This is a genomic window from Streptomyces sp. H39-S7, from assembly GCF_027158205.1.
In the GTDB taxonomy this organism is placed as follows: Bacteria; Actinomycetota; Actinomycetes; order Streptomycetales; family Streptomycetaceae; genus Actinacidiphila.
Window position 1 is genome coordinate 110,848 of record NZ_JAPVLU010000012.1, and the last position, 14,059, is coordinate 124,906.

Genomic DNA, 14,059 nt, shown 5'->3' on the forward strand with positions numbered 1-14,059 from the left:
TCCTTCGTGTCGTGCCCGGTCACATTTCGCCGACGGTCGTCACGCGGATGACCGCCCGGCCCTCTTCGTCGGAGGCTGCCAGATCGACCTCGGCGGAGATACCCCAGCCATGGTCGCCGTTGGGGTCCGCGAAGGTCTGGCGGACCCGCCAGAGCGAGTGCTCCGGCTGCTCCTCGATCTGCAGCAGCTTCGGGCCGCGGGCGTCCGGGCCGGTGCCCAGGTCGTCGTACTCGTCCCAGTACGCGTCCATCGCCTCCGCCCACGCGTCGGCGTCCCAGCCGGACTCGGCGTCCAGCTCGGCCAGCGAGTTGTACTTCTCCAGCGCGGCCAGCTCCACCCTGCGGAACATGGCGTTGCGCACCAGCACCCGGAAGGCGCGGGCATTGGCGGTGACCGGCTTGACCTGGTCGGCCCGCTCGGCGGCCTGCTCGGCCGTCTCGACCTCGGGGTTGGCGAGCTGCTCCCACTCGTCCAGCAGGCTGGAGTCGACCTGGCGCACCAGTTCGCCGAGCCACGCGGTCAGGTCCTGGAGGTCCTCGGACTTGAGGTCGTCCGGGACGGTGTGCTCCAGGGCCTTGTACGCGCCGGCGAGGTAGCGCAGCACGATCCCCTCGGTGCGGGCCAGTTCATAGTGCGAGGTGAACTCGGAGAACGTCATGGCGCGCTCGTACATGTCGCGCACGATCGACTTGGGGGACAGCGGGTGGTCACCGACCCACGGGTGGCTCTGCCGGTAGACGTTGTAGGCGTGGGAGAGCAGTTCCTCCAGCGGCTTGGGGTAGCTGACGTCCTGCAGCCGCTCCATCCGCTCCTCGTACTCGACCCCGTCGGCCTTCATCAGCCCGATCGCCTCGCCGCGCGCCTTGTTCTGCTGCGCGGCCAGGATCTGCCGGGGGTCGTCGAGCGTGGACTCGACGACGGAGACCATGTCCAGGGCGTACGACGGCGACTCCTTGTCGAGCAGTTCGAAGGAGGCCAGCGCGAACGTGGACAGCGGCTGATTCAGCGCGAAGTCCGACTGGAGGTCGACGGTGAGCCGGACGATGCGGCCCTCCGCGTCCGGCTCCGCCAGCCGCTCCACGACGCCGCCCGCCTCGAGGGAACGGAAGATGGCGATGGCCCGCCGGATGTGCCGCAGCTGGTTGCGGCGCGACTCGTGGTTGTCCTCCAGCAGGTGCCGCATCGCTTCGAAGGCGTTGCCCGGCCGGGCGATCACCGAGAGCAGCATGGTGTGGGTGACCCGGAAACGCGAGGTGAGCGGCTCGGGGTCGGAGGCGATCAGCTTCTCGAAGGTCGCGTCGGACCAGTTGACGAAGCCCTCGGGGGCCTTCTTCCTGACCACCTTGCGGAGCTTCTTCGGGTCGTCCCCCGCCTTGGCGACGGCCTTCTTGTTCTCGATGACGTGCTCGGGGGCCTGCGCGACGACGAATCCGGCGGTGTCGAACCCGGCGCGGCCGGCCCGTCCGGCGATCTGGTGGAACTCCCTGGCCCGCAGGGTGCGGACCCGCGTGCCGTCGTACTTCGTCAGGGCGGTGAAGAGAACGGTCCTGATCGGCACGTTGACACCGACACCGAGCGTGTCCGTACCGCAGATGACCTTCAGCAGACCCGCCTGCGCGAGCTTCTCCACCAGGCGCCGGTACTTCGGCAGCATGCCGGCGTGGTGCACGCCGATGCCGTGCCGGACGAACCGGGAGAGGTTGCGGCCGAACGTGGTGGTGAAGCGGAAACTGCCGATCAGCTCGGCGATGGCGTCCTTCTCGGCGCGCGTGCACATGTTGATGCTCATCAGCGCCTGCGCCCGCTCGACGGCCGCCGCCTGGGTGAAGTGCACGATGTAGACGGGCGACTGCCGGGTCTCCAGCAGCTCCGTCAGCGTTTCCGTCAGCGGCGTCACCACGTACTCGTAGGAGAGCGGCACCGGCCGGGTCGCCGACCGCACGACGGTCGTCGGGCGTCCCGTGCGGCGGGTGAGGTCCTCCTCGAAGCGGGACATGTCGCCGAGGGTCGCGGACATCAGCACGAACTGGGCCTGCGGAAGCTCCAGCAGCGGGATCTGCCAGGCCCAGCCGCGGTCCGGTTCGGCGTAGAAGTGGAACTCGTCCATGACGACCTGGCCGACGTCGGCGTTCCGGCCGTCCCGCAGCGCTATCGAGGCGAGCACCTCGGCCGTGCAGCAGATGACCGGTGCGTCCGGGTTGACGGAGGCGTCGCCGGTCAGCATGCCGACGTTCTCGGTGCCGAAGAGCTTGCAGAGGTCGAAGAACTTTTCCGACACCAGGGCCTTGATGGGAGCGGTGTAGAAGGTGACCTGGTCCTTCGCCAGCGCGGCGAAGTGTGCCCCCGCCGCGACCAGGCTCTTGCCGGAGCCGGTCGGGGTCGACAGGATCACGTTCGCCCCGGAGACGACCTCGATCAGCGCTTCCTCCTGGGCGGGGTAGAGCGTGATGCCCTGGCTCTCCGTCCAGGTCGAGAAGGCTTCGTACAGGGCATCGGGGTCGGCCTCGGAAGGCAGCTGATCAATAAGGGTCACCCCACCATCTTGCCTGGCTTCGGGCCCTGCGGCGGAACCGGCGGAAATACCGAAGATCACCAAAGGTATGGTGTGCCGTCGACTGGGCGTCAACTCCGCCTGCGGGCGGGCAGAAAGGGGCGGGGCACCACACATGATGGGACCGGCACATTCACTTTCCGGAGCGGCGGCATGGCTGGGGGTGGGAGCGGGCGCGGCCGCGCTCGACCATCCCATGCCATGGCCGACGCTGGTCGTCGGCGCCCTGATCTGCGCCGGAGCCGCTCTCGCTCCGGACCTGGACCACAAGGCGGCGACCATATCGCGCGCTTTCGGGCCCATCTCCAGAGCCTTGTGCGAGATCATCGACAAGCTGTCGTACGCGACGTACAAGGCCACCCGTATGAAGGGCGACCCGCGCCGGACCGGTGGGCACCGCACGCTGACGCACACCTGGCTGTGGGCGGTCCTGATCGGCGGCGGGTGTTCGGCGGCCGCGCTGTTCGGCGGGCGCTGGGCGGTGCTCGGCATCCTCTTCGTCCACATGGTGCTGGCCGTCGAAGGGCTGCTGTGGCGCCAGGCCCGGGCCTCCAGCGATGTGCTGGTCTGGCTGCTCGGGGCGACGGCTGCCTGGATGCTGGCCGATGTCCTGGACGACCCGGGCAACGGCAAGGACTGGCTCTTCACCGAGCCCGGCCAGCACTACCTGTGGATCGGGATCCCGATCGTGCTGGGCTCGCTCGTGCACTGCATCGGCGACGCCCTGACCGTGTCCGGCTGCCCGGTGCTGTGGCCCATCCCGATCGGCCGCAAGCGCTGGTACCCGATGGGGCCGCCGAAGTTCATGCGGTTCCGGGCCGGCAGCTGGGTCGAGATCAAGGTGCTCACCCCGGCGTTCTTCATCCTGGGCGGCGTCGGGGCGCTGGGCGCCCTGGGCATCCTGGGCTGACGCCCCCCGTTCCGTGCCCGCCGCCGAAAGGGCGGCAGGCACGGCACGCGGGGACGGCAAGCCGCGGGCGGCGCGGGCTAGCCGTGCCAGGAGCGCCACAGGGCCGCGTACGCCCCGTCCGCCTCGACCAGCTGGTCGTGGCTGCCGAGCTCGCTGATCCGGCCCTCCTCGACGACCGCGATGACATCCGCGTCGTGCGCGGTGTGCAGCCGGTGCGCGATGGCGATCACGGTCCGGCCCTCCAGCACCCGCGCCAGCGAGCGCTCCAGATGCCGGGCGGCCCGCGGGTCGAGCAGCGAGGTCGCCTCGTCCAGTACGAGGGTGTGCGGATCGGCGAGCACCAGGCGCGCCAGGGCGACCTGCTGGGCCTGGGCCGGGGTGAGCGTGGAGCCGCCGGAGCCGACCTCGGTGCCCAGCCCGTCGTCCAGCGCCCGCGCCCAGCCGTCGGCGTCCACCGCGACCAGCGCGTCCCACAGCTCGGGATCGTCGGCCCCGGACCGGGCCAGCCGCAGGTTGTCCCGCAGCGAGCCGACGAAGACGTGGTGCTCCTGGTTGACCAGCGCCACATGCCGCCGTACCTGCTCGGCCGGCATCCGGGCCAGCTCCGCCCCGCCGAGGGTCACCTCACCGGTACGCGGTGCGTAGATCCCGGCGAGCAGCCGCCCGAGGGTGGACTTGCCCGCCCCCGAGGGCCCGACCAGCGCCAGCCGGGTGCCCGGCCGCAGCCGCAGCGACACCCCGTGCAGCACGTCGCTGCCCGCCCGGTAGCCGAAGCGCACCTCGTCTGCGTGCATGTCGCGGCCGTCCGGGACGATCCGCTCGTCCGACCGGTGCTCCTCGACCTCGCGGACCCCGACCAGCCGGGCCAGCGAGACCTGGGCCACCTGCAGCTCGTCGTACCAGCGCAGGATCAGGTTGACGGGATCGACGAGCATCTGCGCGTAGAGCGCCCCGGTGGTCAGTTCGCCGACCGATACCCAGCCGTGCAGCGCGAAGGTCCCGCCGATCATCAGCACCGACGCCAGGATCAGGGTGTGCGTCAGGTTGATCACCGGGAAGAGCACGCTGCGCAGCCACATCGTGTAGCGCTCCCAGCCGACCCAGGTCCTGATCCGCTCGTCGGACTCCTTGATCCGGCGGGCGCCCAGCCCGTGCGCCTCGATGGTCCGGCCGGCGTCGACCGACTCGGCGAGCGCGGCGGCGACGGCCGCGTAGCCGGCGGCCTCGGAGCGGTAGCCGGCGGGTGCGCGCCGGAAGTACCAGCGGCAGCCGACGAGCAGCAGCGGCAGTGCGACCAGTACCGACAGCGCCAGCGGGGGAGAGGTGACGGCGAGCGCGCCGAGCAGCAGCGCGGCCCACACCACGGCGATGGCCAGTTGCGGCACGGCCTCGCGCATGGCGTTCGAGAGCCGGTCGATGTCGGTGGTGATCCGGGACAGCAGATCGCCGGTGCCGGCCCGCTCCAGCACACCGGGCGGCAGCCCGACGGACCGGACGAGGAAGTCCTCGCGCAGGTCGGCGAGCATCCGCTCGCCGAGGATCGCACCGCGCAGCCGCACCAGCCGGACGAATCCGGCCTGTACGGCGAGCGCGGTGAGGAAGAGCCCGACCGTGAGCTCCAGATGCAGCTCCCGGCGTCCGGCCGACAGGTCCTCGACCAGCTGTCCCAGCAGGTACGGCCCGACCATGGAGGCGACCACGGCGACGGTGTTGACGGCGACGAGCAGGATGAAGGCGCCGCGGTGGCGCCGGGCCAGCTCGGTCACGTAGGTGCGTACGGTGGCCGGCGAACCGACCGGCAGCGTCGTCGTCTGCTGCGGCGCGTCCGGATCGTGCTCCGGCGGCTTCACGCCGATCATGCGGATTCCTCGATCCTGGTGTTTTCCCCGGCCCCGGCGGGGACCACGGACGGGCCTTCGGCCGAAAGGCCGGTCGTGACAGCGGCGATCACAGCGGCCGGTTCCTCGGTCTCGCGGGTGACCACCTCGCGGTACCGCTGGTCCGCGCGCAGCAGCTCGTGGTGGGTGCCGGTGGCTGCCACCGATCCGTCGGTGATGAAGACCACCAGGTCGCAGTGGTCGAGCAGCAGCGGGCTCGAGGTGAACACCACCGTGGTGCGGTCCGCCCTGATCCCCTTGAGGCCGCGGGCGATCCGGGCCTCGGTGTGCGAGTCGACGGCCGATGTCGGCTCGTCCAGTACCAGGACCTCCGGGTCCGCGACCAGGGATCTGGCCAGGGCCAGCCGCTGGCGCTGCCCGCCGGACAGCGAGCGTCCACGCTCGGTGATCCGGGTCTGCATCGGATCACCGGAGTCGTCCACCGAGGCCTGGGCGAGCGCCTGCAGGACGTCCCCGCACTGGGCGGCCGCCAGCGCGTCCGTGGCGGAAACGTTGCCGGAGGACGGTACGTCGAGCAGTTCGTGCAGCGTGCCGGAGAGCAGCACGGGGTCCTTGTCCTGCACCAGCACGGAGGCGCGCGCCGCCGCCAGCGGCAGCTCGTCGAGAGCCGTGCCGCCCAGCAGGACCGAGGACTGGCCGGCCACCCGGTCCGGGCTGTGCCCGCCGAGCCGGTCGGCGAGCCGCCCGGCCGCGTCCGGGTCCCCGCACACGACCGCGGTCAGCAGTCCGGCGGGAGCGAGCAGCCCGGTCTCCGGGTCGTACAGGTCACCGGAAGGAGCCGCAGCGGACGCGGGGGCCGGGCCCGGTTCCGCGCTCCGCACCAGCGCCAGCACCCGCGCCGCGCGCTTGGCCGAGGGGCGCGAGAAGGACCATGCCATCGCAATCTCCTCGAAGTGCCTCAAAGGGAACATCAGGAAGGCGACGGTTCCGTACACGGTGACCAGCTCGCCGACCGAGATCCGGCCGTCCAGTGCGAGGACGGCCCCGTACCAGGCCACGCCCACCAGCAGCAGCCCCGGCAGGACCACCTGCAGGGCGCTGATCAGCGCCCACATCCGGGCACTGTGCACCGCGGCCGTCCGGACCTCCTGCGAGGCCTTGCGGTACCGGTCGAGGAAGAGGTCCTCGCCGCCGATACCGCGCAGCACCCGAAGACCCGCGACGGTGTCGGACGCCAGCTCCGTGGCCTTGCCCGCCTTCTCCCGCTGCACGTCGGCGCGCTTGGTCGCCGCAGGCAGCAGCGGCAGCACCGCGAGTGCGAGGACGGGGATGGCGGCGGCCACCATGAGGCCGAGTTCCGGCTGGTAGAAGGCCAGTGCCACCGCGATGCCGATGGTGGCGAGGAAGGCGGACGTGAAGCGGGCGAACGCCTCCACGAACCAGCCGATCTTCTCGACGTCGCCCGCGCCGACGGTGACGATCTCGCCCGCCGCGACCTGCCGGGTGAGCACCGAGCCCAGCTCGACGGTCTTACGGCTCAGCAACTGCTGGACGCGGGCGGCGGCGGTGATCCAGTTGGCCACCGCCGTGCGGTGCAGCATGGTGTCGCCGAGCGCGCTGAGCCCGCCGAGCAGCAGCATCAGCCCGCCCGCCAGCGCCAGCCGGCGGCCCGAATGGTCGACGACCGCCTGTACGGCCAGGCCGACGGCAGCCGGGAACAGCGCGACGGACGCCATCAGCAAAGTGCCCCACGCGGCGGCGGTGAGCTGCCCGCGCAGCTGACGTCTCTCCAGCCAGAGCAGGAAGCGGAACCCCGATCTGACGTCGGGGACACCGGGGTCCTGAAAGGGGAGTTGGCGAAGCGACATGACGTCCCGAGAGGTTCTGGAATGGAGTGAGAAGACGTACAAGGTTCGCGGCCCGGCACGTGCCGGGTCAACCTGTTACTGCCGCTGCGCCCGGAATAGGGCGGTATTGCGCCAGGGTCGTCCGCCGGGCCGGCGGCGTGCGGACGCGGTCTGTCGCCCGGCGCGCGACCGGGCCAAGCTGTGCGCTGTCATTCAACGCCATCGCATGACGAGGAGGCACCACCGCGTGGGAAGACGGATACTCGCGGCGCTCGCCGCGGCAGTGGGGTTCGCGCTCTTCGCGGGCCCGGCCGCCGCGGCCACCACCGCACCACCGGCCGAGTTCGGCACCGACTGGCACGACCCCCTGACGGCCGCCCCGCCCATCGCCACCCCCGGCGGTCCTTCCTGCACCACGCAGATCGTGTCGGCGCAGTTCCGGGACTTCACGCCGTACACGAGCACGTACAGCCCGCCGCGCGGCTGCGGTGACCGCTGGAGCAAGGTCGTCCTGCGGCTGGACGGCAAGGTCGCCGGGCGGCAGTACGACCGGCTGGGATATCTGCGGATCGGCGGCGTGGAGGTACTGACCACCTCGACGCCCGAGCCGTCTCCCGAGGGGATCACCTGGAAGGTCGAGAAGGACGTCACGCGGTACGCGGCCACGCTGCGGGGCCGGCAGCCCGTCGAGATGCTCATCGGCAACGTCGTCAACGACACGTACACCGGCGTGATCGACGTCAGGGTCTCGCTGACCTTCTACCCGGCGCGCGGAGCCGGCGGCGGCGATCCGGCGGGAGCCGCGCCCGACCAGGTGCTCACCCTGGCCGGCTCGCACAGCGAGGGCACGGCGCTCGTCGGTGACCTCACCACACCGCGCAACAGCGAGCGGATCGTCGCCGAGGTGTACGCCACCGGGTCGGGCGGCGGCTGCGAGGAGTTCTGGTACCTGGCCGTGCCCGCCGAGGTGCCGTACTCCTGCCAGGCCGGCGGCCCCTACCGGGAGGTGCAGCTGCGTGTGGACGGTCAACTGGCCGGGATCGCCGCACCGTTCCCGACCGTGTGGACCGGCGGCTGGTCCAACCCCTTCCTCTGGTACGTGATCCCGGGCCCGCAGGCCTTCGACGTCAAGCCCGTCCAGTACGACCTGACGCCGTACGCCGGCCTGCTCAACGACGGGAAGGCGCACCGCGTCGAGGTCTCGGTGCTGGGCGTGCCCGAAGGGCAGAGCGGCTGGAACGTGCCGACGAACGTGCTGGTCTGGCAGGACAAGCACCGCTCGCAGGTCAAGGGCGCGCTGACCGCGCACCGGGAGGGCGACCCGGCCACCTCGACCTCCTACCGGCCCGGTGACGAACGCGCCCTGGACGCGACCGGCGGCCACGACCTGACGGTCGCCGGCTATGTCGACACGTCGCACGGCCGCGTCGCCACCACCGTCCGCCGCGCGCTGTCCGCCACCTCCACCCACCGGTGGAACGCCGACGAGAGCACCGACGCGCTCACCGCCCGGTGGACCGACGATGCGACAGTGACCACGGCCGGCCGCGGCCCGGCCACCGACACGACGGTGCGCCGCGCCTACACGATGGACGGCCGTACGTCGGTCGGCGCGGCCGACCGGCTGCGTACCGTGATGTCGCTCGGCGACAGCGCAGACACCGTCGTCGCCCGCGGTGGCCGGACGCTGAGCCGGTCGCTGGTGGACGACGTCTACCGGGGCGACGCGTCCTTCACCCTCAATGTGCCGCGCGAGCAGCGGCACGCCACCGGCACGTCGTCCGAGCGCTACCGAATTCTCGGTCCCGGCGTCCGCTACGACCGCCGGATCGCCACCGCGCAGGGGGCGCTGACGGAGGACCGCACGTTTGAAAGAGTTTTCAGCAAGTAGTTGAAATTATTTCTACTGATCTCTTGACGTGCTCACGGCCACGGCGGGAAGCTCCTGGCGGAACCCCGTGGGACGCGGGGTTCCGCACCCCCCACCCGGCGGCTTGGCGCGGGCTGCCTTCGAGGGCACAGCTGTGCCCGTACAACGGAGGAGCCGCTCATGCGATCCCGCACACCCCGGGCACCCCGAACATCGTGCAGCCCCCGAACACCCCGCGCCCCCCGGACCTTCCGCGGGTCCCGGGCCCTGCACGGCACACTTGCCGCGCTGCTCGCCGTCACCGGTCTCACCCTCGCCGTCCAGCAGCCGGCGCAGGCGTCACCGCCGGGCGGCAAGGACGTCACCGCCACCCTCTTCGAGTGGCGTTTCGACTCCGTCGCCAAGGCCTGTACCGACACGCTCGGTCCGGCCGGCTACGGCTTCGTGGAGGTCTCCCCGGCCCAGGAGCAGATCCAGGGGAGCCAGTGGTGGACCTCGTACCAGCCGGTCAGCTACAAGATCGCCGGACGGCTCGGTGACAGCACCGCGTTCAAGCACATGGCGGACACCTGCCACGCCGCGGGTGTCAAGGTGATCGCCGACGCGGTGATCAACCACATGGCGGCCGGCTCCGGCACCGGGACCGGGGGCACCAACTACTCGAAGTACAACTACCCCGGCTACTACCAGGACCAGGACTTCCACTCCTGCCGCAGCAACATCACCAACTACGCCGACCGGAGCAACGTCCAGAACTGCGAGCTCGTCGGGCTCTCGGACCTGAACACCGGCAGCGACTACGTCCGTTCCACGATCGCCGGCTACCTCAACAACCTGATCGCGCTGGGCGCCGACGGCTTCCGGATCGACGCGGCGAAGCACATCGCGGCGGGCGACCTCGCCGCCATCAAGTCCAAGCTCAGCAACCCCGGCATCTACTGGGCGCAGGAGGCCATCTACGGTGCGGGGGAGGCGGTGCAGCCGGGCGAGTACACCGGCACCGGGGACGTGGACGAGTTCCGCGCCGCCACCGACCTCAAGCGGATCTTCACCAGCGAGAAGCTGTCGTACCTGAGCAACTGGGGCGCCTCCTGGGGCTACCTGCCCAGCGCCAGTGCCCGGACCTTCACCGACAACTGGGACACCGAGCGCAACGGCTCGACCCTCAACTACAAGGCGGGCGCCACCTACACCCTCGCCAACGTCTACCTGCTGGCCTGGCCCTACGGATCGCCGAACGTCTACTCCGGCTACGAGTTCTCGGACAACGACTCCGGCCCGCCCAACAGCGGCACCGTCAACGCCTGCTACACCGACGGATGGAAGTGCCAGCACGCCTGGCCGCAGATCACCGGCATGGTCGGCTTCCGCAACGCCGTCTCCGGTACCGCGGTGACCAACTGGTGGTCCAACGGCAACAACGCCATCGCGTTCGGCCGCGGCGGCAAGGGCTTCGTCGCGATCAATCACGAGGGCGCCGCGCTCACGCAGACGTACACCACCTCCCTGCCGGCGGGCAGCTACTGCGACGTCCAGCACTCCGGCAGCCGCTACACCGTCGGCTCCGACGGCAGGTTCACGGCCACCATCGGCTCCAACGAAGCGGTGGCGCTCTACGTCGGGGCGAGCTGTGCCGACGGCGGGGGGACCACCCCGGCCTCCGGCGCGTCCTTCGCGGTGAACGCCACCACGACATCCGGCCAGAACATCTACGTCACCGGCAACAACGCCTCCCTCGGCAACTGGGACACCGGCAAGGCGCTGCTCCTGTCGTCGGCCGCCTACCCGGTGTGGAAGCTCGACCTCGCGCTGGGCGCGGGCACGTCCTTCGAGTACAAGTACGTACGCAAGGACGCCTCGGGGAACGCGACCTGGGAGACCGGGGCCAACCGCACCGCCACGGTGCCCGCGAGCGGAAAGGTGTCACTCAGCGACAACTGGCGCGGGTGATGGTGGGCGGGCGGCCCGGAGCAGGGGAGACTGGCACATTCCAGTTCGTGCTCACAGAGGGGATTTCCTGAGTTATGAAGGGCTTTCGCACGTTCCTGCTGCGTGGCAACGTCGTCGAACTCGCAGTCGGCATCGTGGTCGGTGCGGCGTTCACCGCGCTGGTCAGCGGCTTCGTCAAAGCGTTCCTGACCCCGATTGTCGGTCTCATGTCGGGTGCTTCGGGCGACTACACGCGCAAGGCGTTCACGGTCTCGGGAGTGACGTTCCCGTACGGTGCCTTCATCGACGCGGCGATCAGCTTCGTGATCGTCGCCTCGGTGATCTACTTCCTGGTCATCCTGCCGATGAACCGGATGCAGGAGCGGTTCTTCCCCAAGGCCGCGGCGGCTCCGATGCGTGAGTGCCCGGAGTGCCTGACGCCGATACCCCAGGCCGCCCGCCGGTGCAGCGCCTGCACCGCCCAGGTCCAGCAGGCGCCCTCCGAGAACGGCGCCGCGCACCACGTGACGACCTCGCAGTAACGTTCGCCACCCGGGTGCCCGGACGAGCCACCACGACGCCCCCTCGGGCGCGCTTCAGCAGCGCTGCCGAGGGGGCGCCGTCGCGTCCAGGGCGGCGAGCAGCGCGGTCAGCGCCTCGCGCTGCGCGGAGTCCAGCGGGGCGAGGAGATCCTCGGCGGCGGCCCGGCGGGCCAGCCGCAGGCGGTGCAGTGTCGCGCCGCCCGCCTCCGTCAGCTCGATACGGATCACCCGGCGGCTGGCCGGGTCGGGGACCCTGCGCACCAGGTCGTGCGCCTCCAGCGCGTCGACCAGCGTGGTCACCGCGCGTGGCACGACATCCAGGCGCTGCGCCAGGTCCGCCATCCGCGGCGGTTCCTCGCTGTGCGCCACGGTCCGCAGCAGCCGGGACTGGGCCGGGGTGATGCCGAGCGGTTCGAGGTGCCGGCGCTGGGCGCGGTGGAGCCGCTTGGTCAGCTGGAGCAGCTGGTCGGCGAGGCGGCCGGTGGTCTCGGCGGCGGCGAACTCCGCCGCGGACTCGGCAGCGGGTTCGGTCGCGGTGGTGGTGCGGGGATCCATGGCCCAAGGATATCAGGATGTAAGTCATTGTGAACATAGGTAACAATGACTTACACTCCTAAAGTCGGTCCGGCCCGGCGGTCCTGTGCGGGTACTGCTCCGACACCGCCGGCCCCGCCGGCGGCCAGAACCCCTCAGCAGCCTCCCAAGGAGCCCTTTGCACCCCGACAAGACCCGGTGGACGCCACCGCCCAAAGACCCGAACGCACCCACCGACGTACGCCGCATCGTGCGGCTCTTCCGTCCCTACCGCGCCCGGCTCGCCGTCGTGGGCGTGCTGGTCGCGCTCTCCTCCCTCGTCTCGGTCGCCTCGCCCTTCCTGCTCAAGGCGATCCTGGACACCGCGATCCCGCAGGGCCGCACCGGGCTGCTCAGCCTGCTCGCCCTCGGCATGATCGCCACCGCCGTCGTCACCAGCGTCTTCGGCGTGCTCCAGACCCTGATATCGACCACTGTCGGCCAGCGCGTCATGCACGACCTGCGCACCTCGGTCTACGAGCAGCTGCAGCGCATGTCGCTCGCCTTCTTCACCAGGACCCGCACCGGCGAGGTGCAGTCCCGCATCGCCAACGACATCGGCGGCATGCAGGCGACCGTGACGTCCACCGCGACCTCGCTGGTCTCCAACCTCACCGCCGTCATCGCCTCCGTGGTCGCGATGCTGGCCCTGGACTGGCGGCTGACGATCGTCTCGCTGCTGCTGCTCCCGGTCTTCGTGTGGATCAGCCGCCGGGTCGGCCGTGAGCGCAAGAAGATCACCACCCAGCGGCAGAAGCAGATGGCCTCCATGTCGGCCATCGTGACCGAGTCGCTCTCCGTCAGCGGCATCCTGCTCGGCCGCACCATGGGCCGCTCCGACTCGCTGGCCCGCTCCTTCTCCGAGGAGTCCGAGCGGCTGGTCGACCTCGAGGTGCGCTCCAACATGGCCGGGCGCTGGCGGATGTCCACCATCGGCATCGTCATGGCCGCCATGCCCGCGCTGCTGTACTGGGCCGCGGGACTGACCATGACCAACGGCGGGCCCGCCCTCTCCATCGGCACCCTCGTCGCCTTCGTGTCGCTCCAGCAGGGCCTGTTCCGCCCGACCGTCAGCCTGCTGTCGACCGGTGTCCAGGTGCAGACCTCGCTCGCGCTCTTCCAGCGCATCTTCGAATACCTCGACCTGCCCGTCGACATCACCGAACGCGCCGACCCGGTCCGCATGGACCGCGCCCGCGGCGACGTCCGCTTCGAGCACGTCGACTTCTCGTACGACCCCTCCGGCGCCCCCCGCACGCTGCACGGCATCGACCTCGCCGTGCCGGCCGGCGGCAGCCTGGCCATCGTCGGGTCGACGGGTTCCGGCAAGAGCACGCTCAGCTACCTGGTGCCCCGGCTGTACGACGTGACGGGCGGCCGGGTGACGATCGACGGCGCCGACGTCCGCGACCTCGCCTTCGACACGCTGGCCGAAACGGTCGGCGTCGTCGCCCAGGAGACCTACCTGTTCCACGCCTCGGTAGCCGAGAACCTGCGCTTCGCCAAGCCCGACGCCACCGACGAGGACATCGTCGCCGCGGCGAAGGCCGCCCAGATCCACGACCACATCGCCGGCCTCCCCGACGGGTACGACACCCTCGTCGGCGAACGCGGCTACCGCTTCTCCGGTGGCGAGAAGCAGCGGCTGGCCATCGCGCGCACCATCCTGCGCGACCCGCCGGTCCTCATCCTCGACGAGGCCACCAGCGCGCTCGACACCCGCACGGAACAGGCCGTCCAGGAAGCCATCGACGCGCTGTCGGCCGGCCGCACCACCATCACCATCGCCCACCGGCTCTCCACCGTCCGCGACGCCGACGAGATCGTGGTCCTCGACGCGGGCCGGATCGTCGAACGCGGCAACCACCACGAACTGCTGGCACGCGACGGCCGTTACGCGGCACTGGTCCGCCGCGACGAGCGGATGTCGGCCTCCGAATACGCCAAGTCCGCTTGATCGAGGGGGGCTCACCCCGGGAATGACTCACCGGTAAGGTAG

Annotated in this window: 9 protein-coding genes; 5 read left to right on the forward strand and 4 right to left on the reverse strand. The window is 70.8% G+C overall.

Annotation, left to right across the window (positions count from 1 at the left end; translation table 11 throughout):
* Positions 1-19 precede the first annotated feature (19 nt).
* Entirely contained in the window at positions 20-2,533 is a 2,514-nt protein-coding gene (locus O3X23_RS13890) for a DEAD/DEAH box helicase (protein WP_269271639.1), read from the reverse strand.
* Between the two features lie 133 nt (positions 2,534-2,666).
* On the opposite strand from O3X23_RS13890, the gene O3X23_RS13895 reads away from it, so the two are divergent.
* Positions 2,667-3,461 (forward strand): metal-dependent hydrolase, encoded by a 795-nt coding sequence (locus O3X23_RS13895; RefSeq protein ID WP_269271640.1) that lies wholly within the window; start codon positions 2,667-2,669, stop codon positions 3,459-3,461.
* Between the two features lie 77 nt (positions 3,462-3,538).
* On the opposite strand, the gene O3X23_RS13900 is transcribed toward O3X23_RS13895, so the two are convergent.
* The gene (locus tag O3X23_RS13900; protein WP_269271641.1) at positions 3,539-5,320 is read right to left on the reverse strand and encodes an ABC transporter ATP-binding protein; all 1,782 of its coding nucleotides are present in this window, start codon (positions 5,318-5,320) and stop codon (positions 3,539-3,541) included.
* Positions 5,317-7,167 (reverse strand): ABC transporter transmembrane domain-containing protein, encoded by a 1,851-nt coding sequence (locus O3X23_RS13905; RefSeq protein WP_269271642.1) that lies wholly within the window; start codon positions 7,165-7,167, stop codon positions 5,317-5,319. The genes O3X23_RS13900 and O3X23_RS13905 overlap by 4 nt, the downstream gene beginning before the upstream one ends.
* A 205-nt stretch (positions 7,168-7,372) precedes the next feature.
* Between O3X23_RS13905 and O3X23_RS13910 the strand changes: the two genes are divergently transcribed.
* The 3 genes from O3X23_RS13910 (at position 7,373) to mscL (ending at position 11,487) form a co-directional block, all read left to right on the forward strand.
* Positions 7,373-9,037: a peptide-N4-asparagine amidase gene (locus tag O3X23_RS13910; protein ID WP_443047845.1), complete on the forward strand. Its 1,665-nt coding sequence runs from the start codon at positions 7,373-7,375 to the stop codon at positions 9,035-9,037.
* A 159-nt stretch (positions 9,038-9,196) separates the two neighbouring features.
* On the forward strand, positions 9,197-10,966 hold the full coding sequence (locus O3X23_RS13915) for a carbohydrate-binding module family 20 domain-containing protein (protein WP_269271643.1): 1,770 nt from the start codon (positions 9,197-9,199) through the stop codon (positions 10,964-10,966).
* A gap of 74 nt (positions 10,967-11,040) precedes the next feature.
* The gene (gene mscL, locus O3X23_RS13920; RefSeq protein WP_269271644.1) at positions 11,041-11,487 is read left to right on the forward strand and encodes a large conductance mechanosensitive channel protein MscL; all 447 of its coding nucleotides are present in this window, start codon (positions 11,041-11,043) and stop codon (positions 11,485-11,487) included.
* 54 nt (positions 11,488-11,541) lie between these two features.
* Here mscL and O3X23_RS13925 read toward each other — a convergent pair whose 3' ends face one another.
* Positions 11,542-12,042 carry a MarR family winged helix-turn-helix transcriptional regulator gene (locus O3X23_RS13925; protein WP_269271645.1) on the reverse strand — a complete coding sequence of 167 codons (501 nt, stop codon included), beginning with the start codon at positions 12,040-12,042 and terminating at the stop codon, positions 11,542-11,544.
* A 157-nt stretch (positions 12,043-12,199) separates the two neighbouring features.
* Between O3X23_RS13925 and O3X23_RS13930 the strand changes: the two genes are divergently transcribed.
* Positions 12,200-14,017, forward strand: coding sequence for an ABC transporter ATP-binding protein (locus O3X23_RS13930; protein ID WP_269271646.1), 1,818 nt, complete (start codon positions 12,200-12,202; stop codon positions 14,015-14,017).
* Positions 14,018-14,059: the final 42 nt, after the last annotated feature.

Bases quoted from the DNA above. Each gene is read 5' to 3' on its own strand.
- O3X23_RS13895 (WP_269271640.1), top strand. From the start codon at position 2,667: ATGATGGGACCGGCACATTCACTTTCCGGAGCGGCGGCATGGCTGGGG.
- O3X23_RS13900 (WP_269271641.1), bottom strand. From the start codon at position 5,320: ATGATCGGCGTGAAGCCGCCGGAGCACGATCCGGACGCGCCGCAGCAG.
- O3X23_RS13905 (WP_269271642.1), bottom strand. From the start codon at position 7,167: ATGTCGCTTCGCCAACTCCCCTTTCAGGACCCCGGTGTCCCCGACGTC.
- O3X23_RS13910 (WP_443047845.1), top strand. From the start codon at position 7,373: ATGACGAGGAGGCACCACCGCGTGGGAAGACGGATACTCGCGGCGCTC.
- O3X23_RS13915 (WP_269271643.1), top strand. From the start codon at position 9,197: ATGCGATCCCGCACACCCCGGGCACCCCGAACATCGTGCAGCCCCCGA.
- mscL (WP_269271644.1), top strand. From the start codon at position 11,041: ATGAAGGGCTTTCGCACGTTCCTGCTGCGTGGCAACGTCGTCGAACTC.
- O3X23_RS13925 (WP_269271645.1), bottom strand. From the start codon at position 12,042: ATGGATCCCCGCACCACCACCGCGACCGAACCCGCTGCCGAGTCCGCG.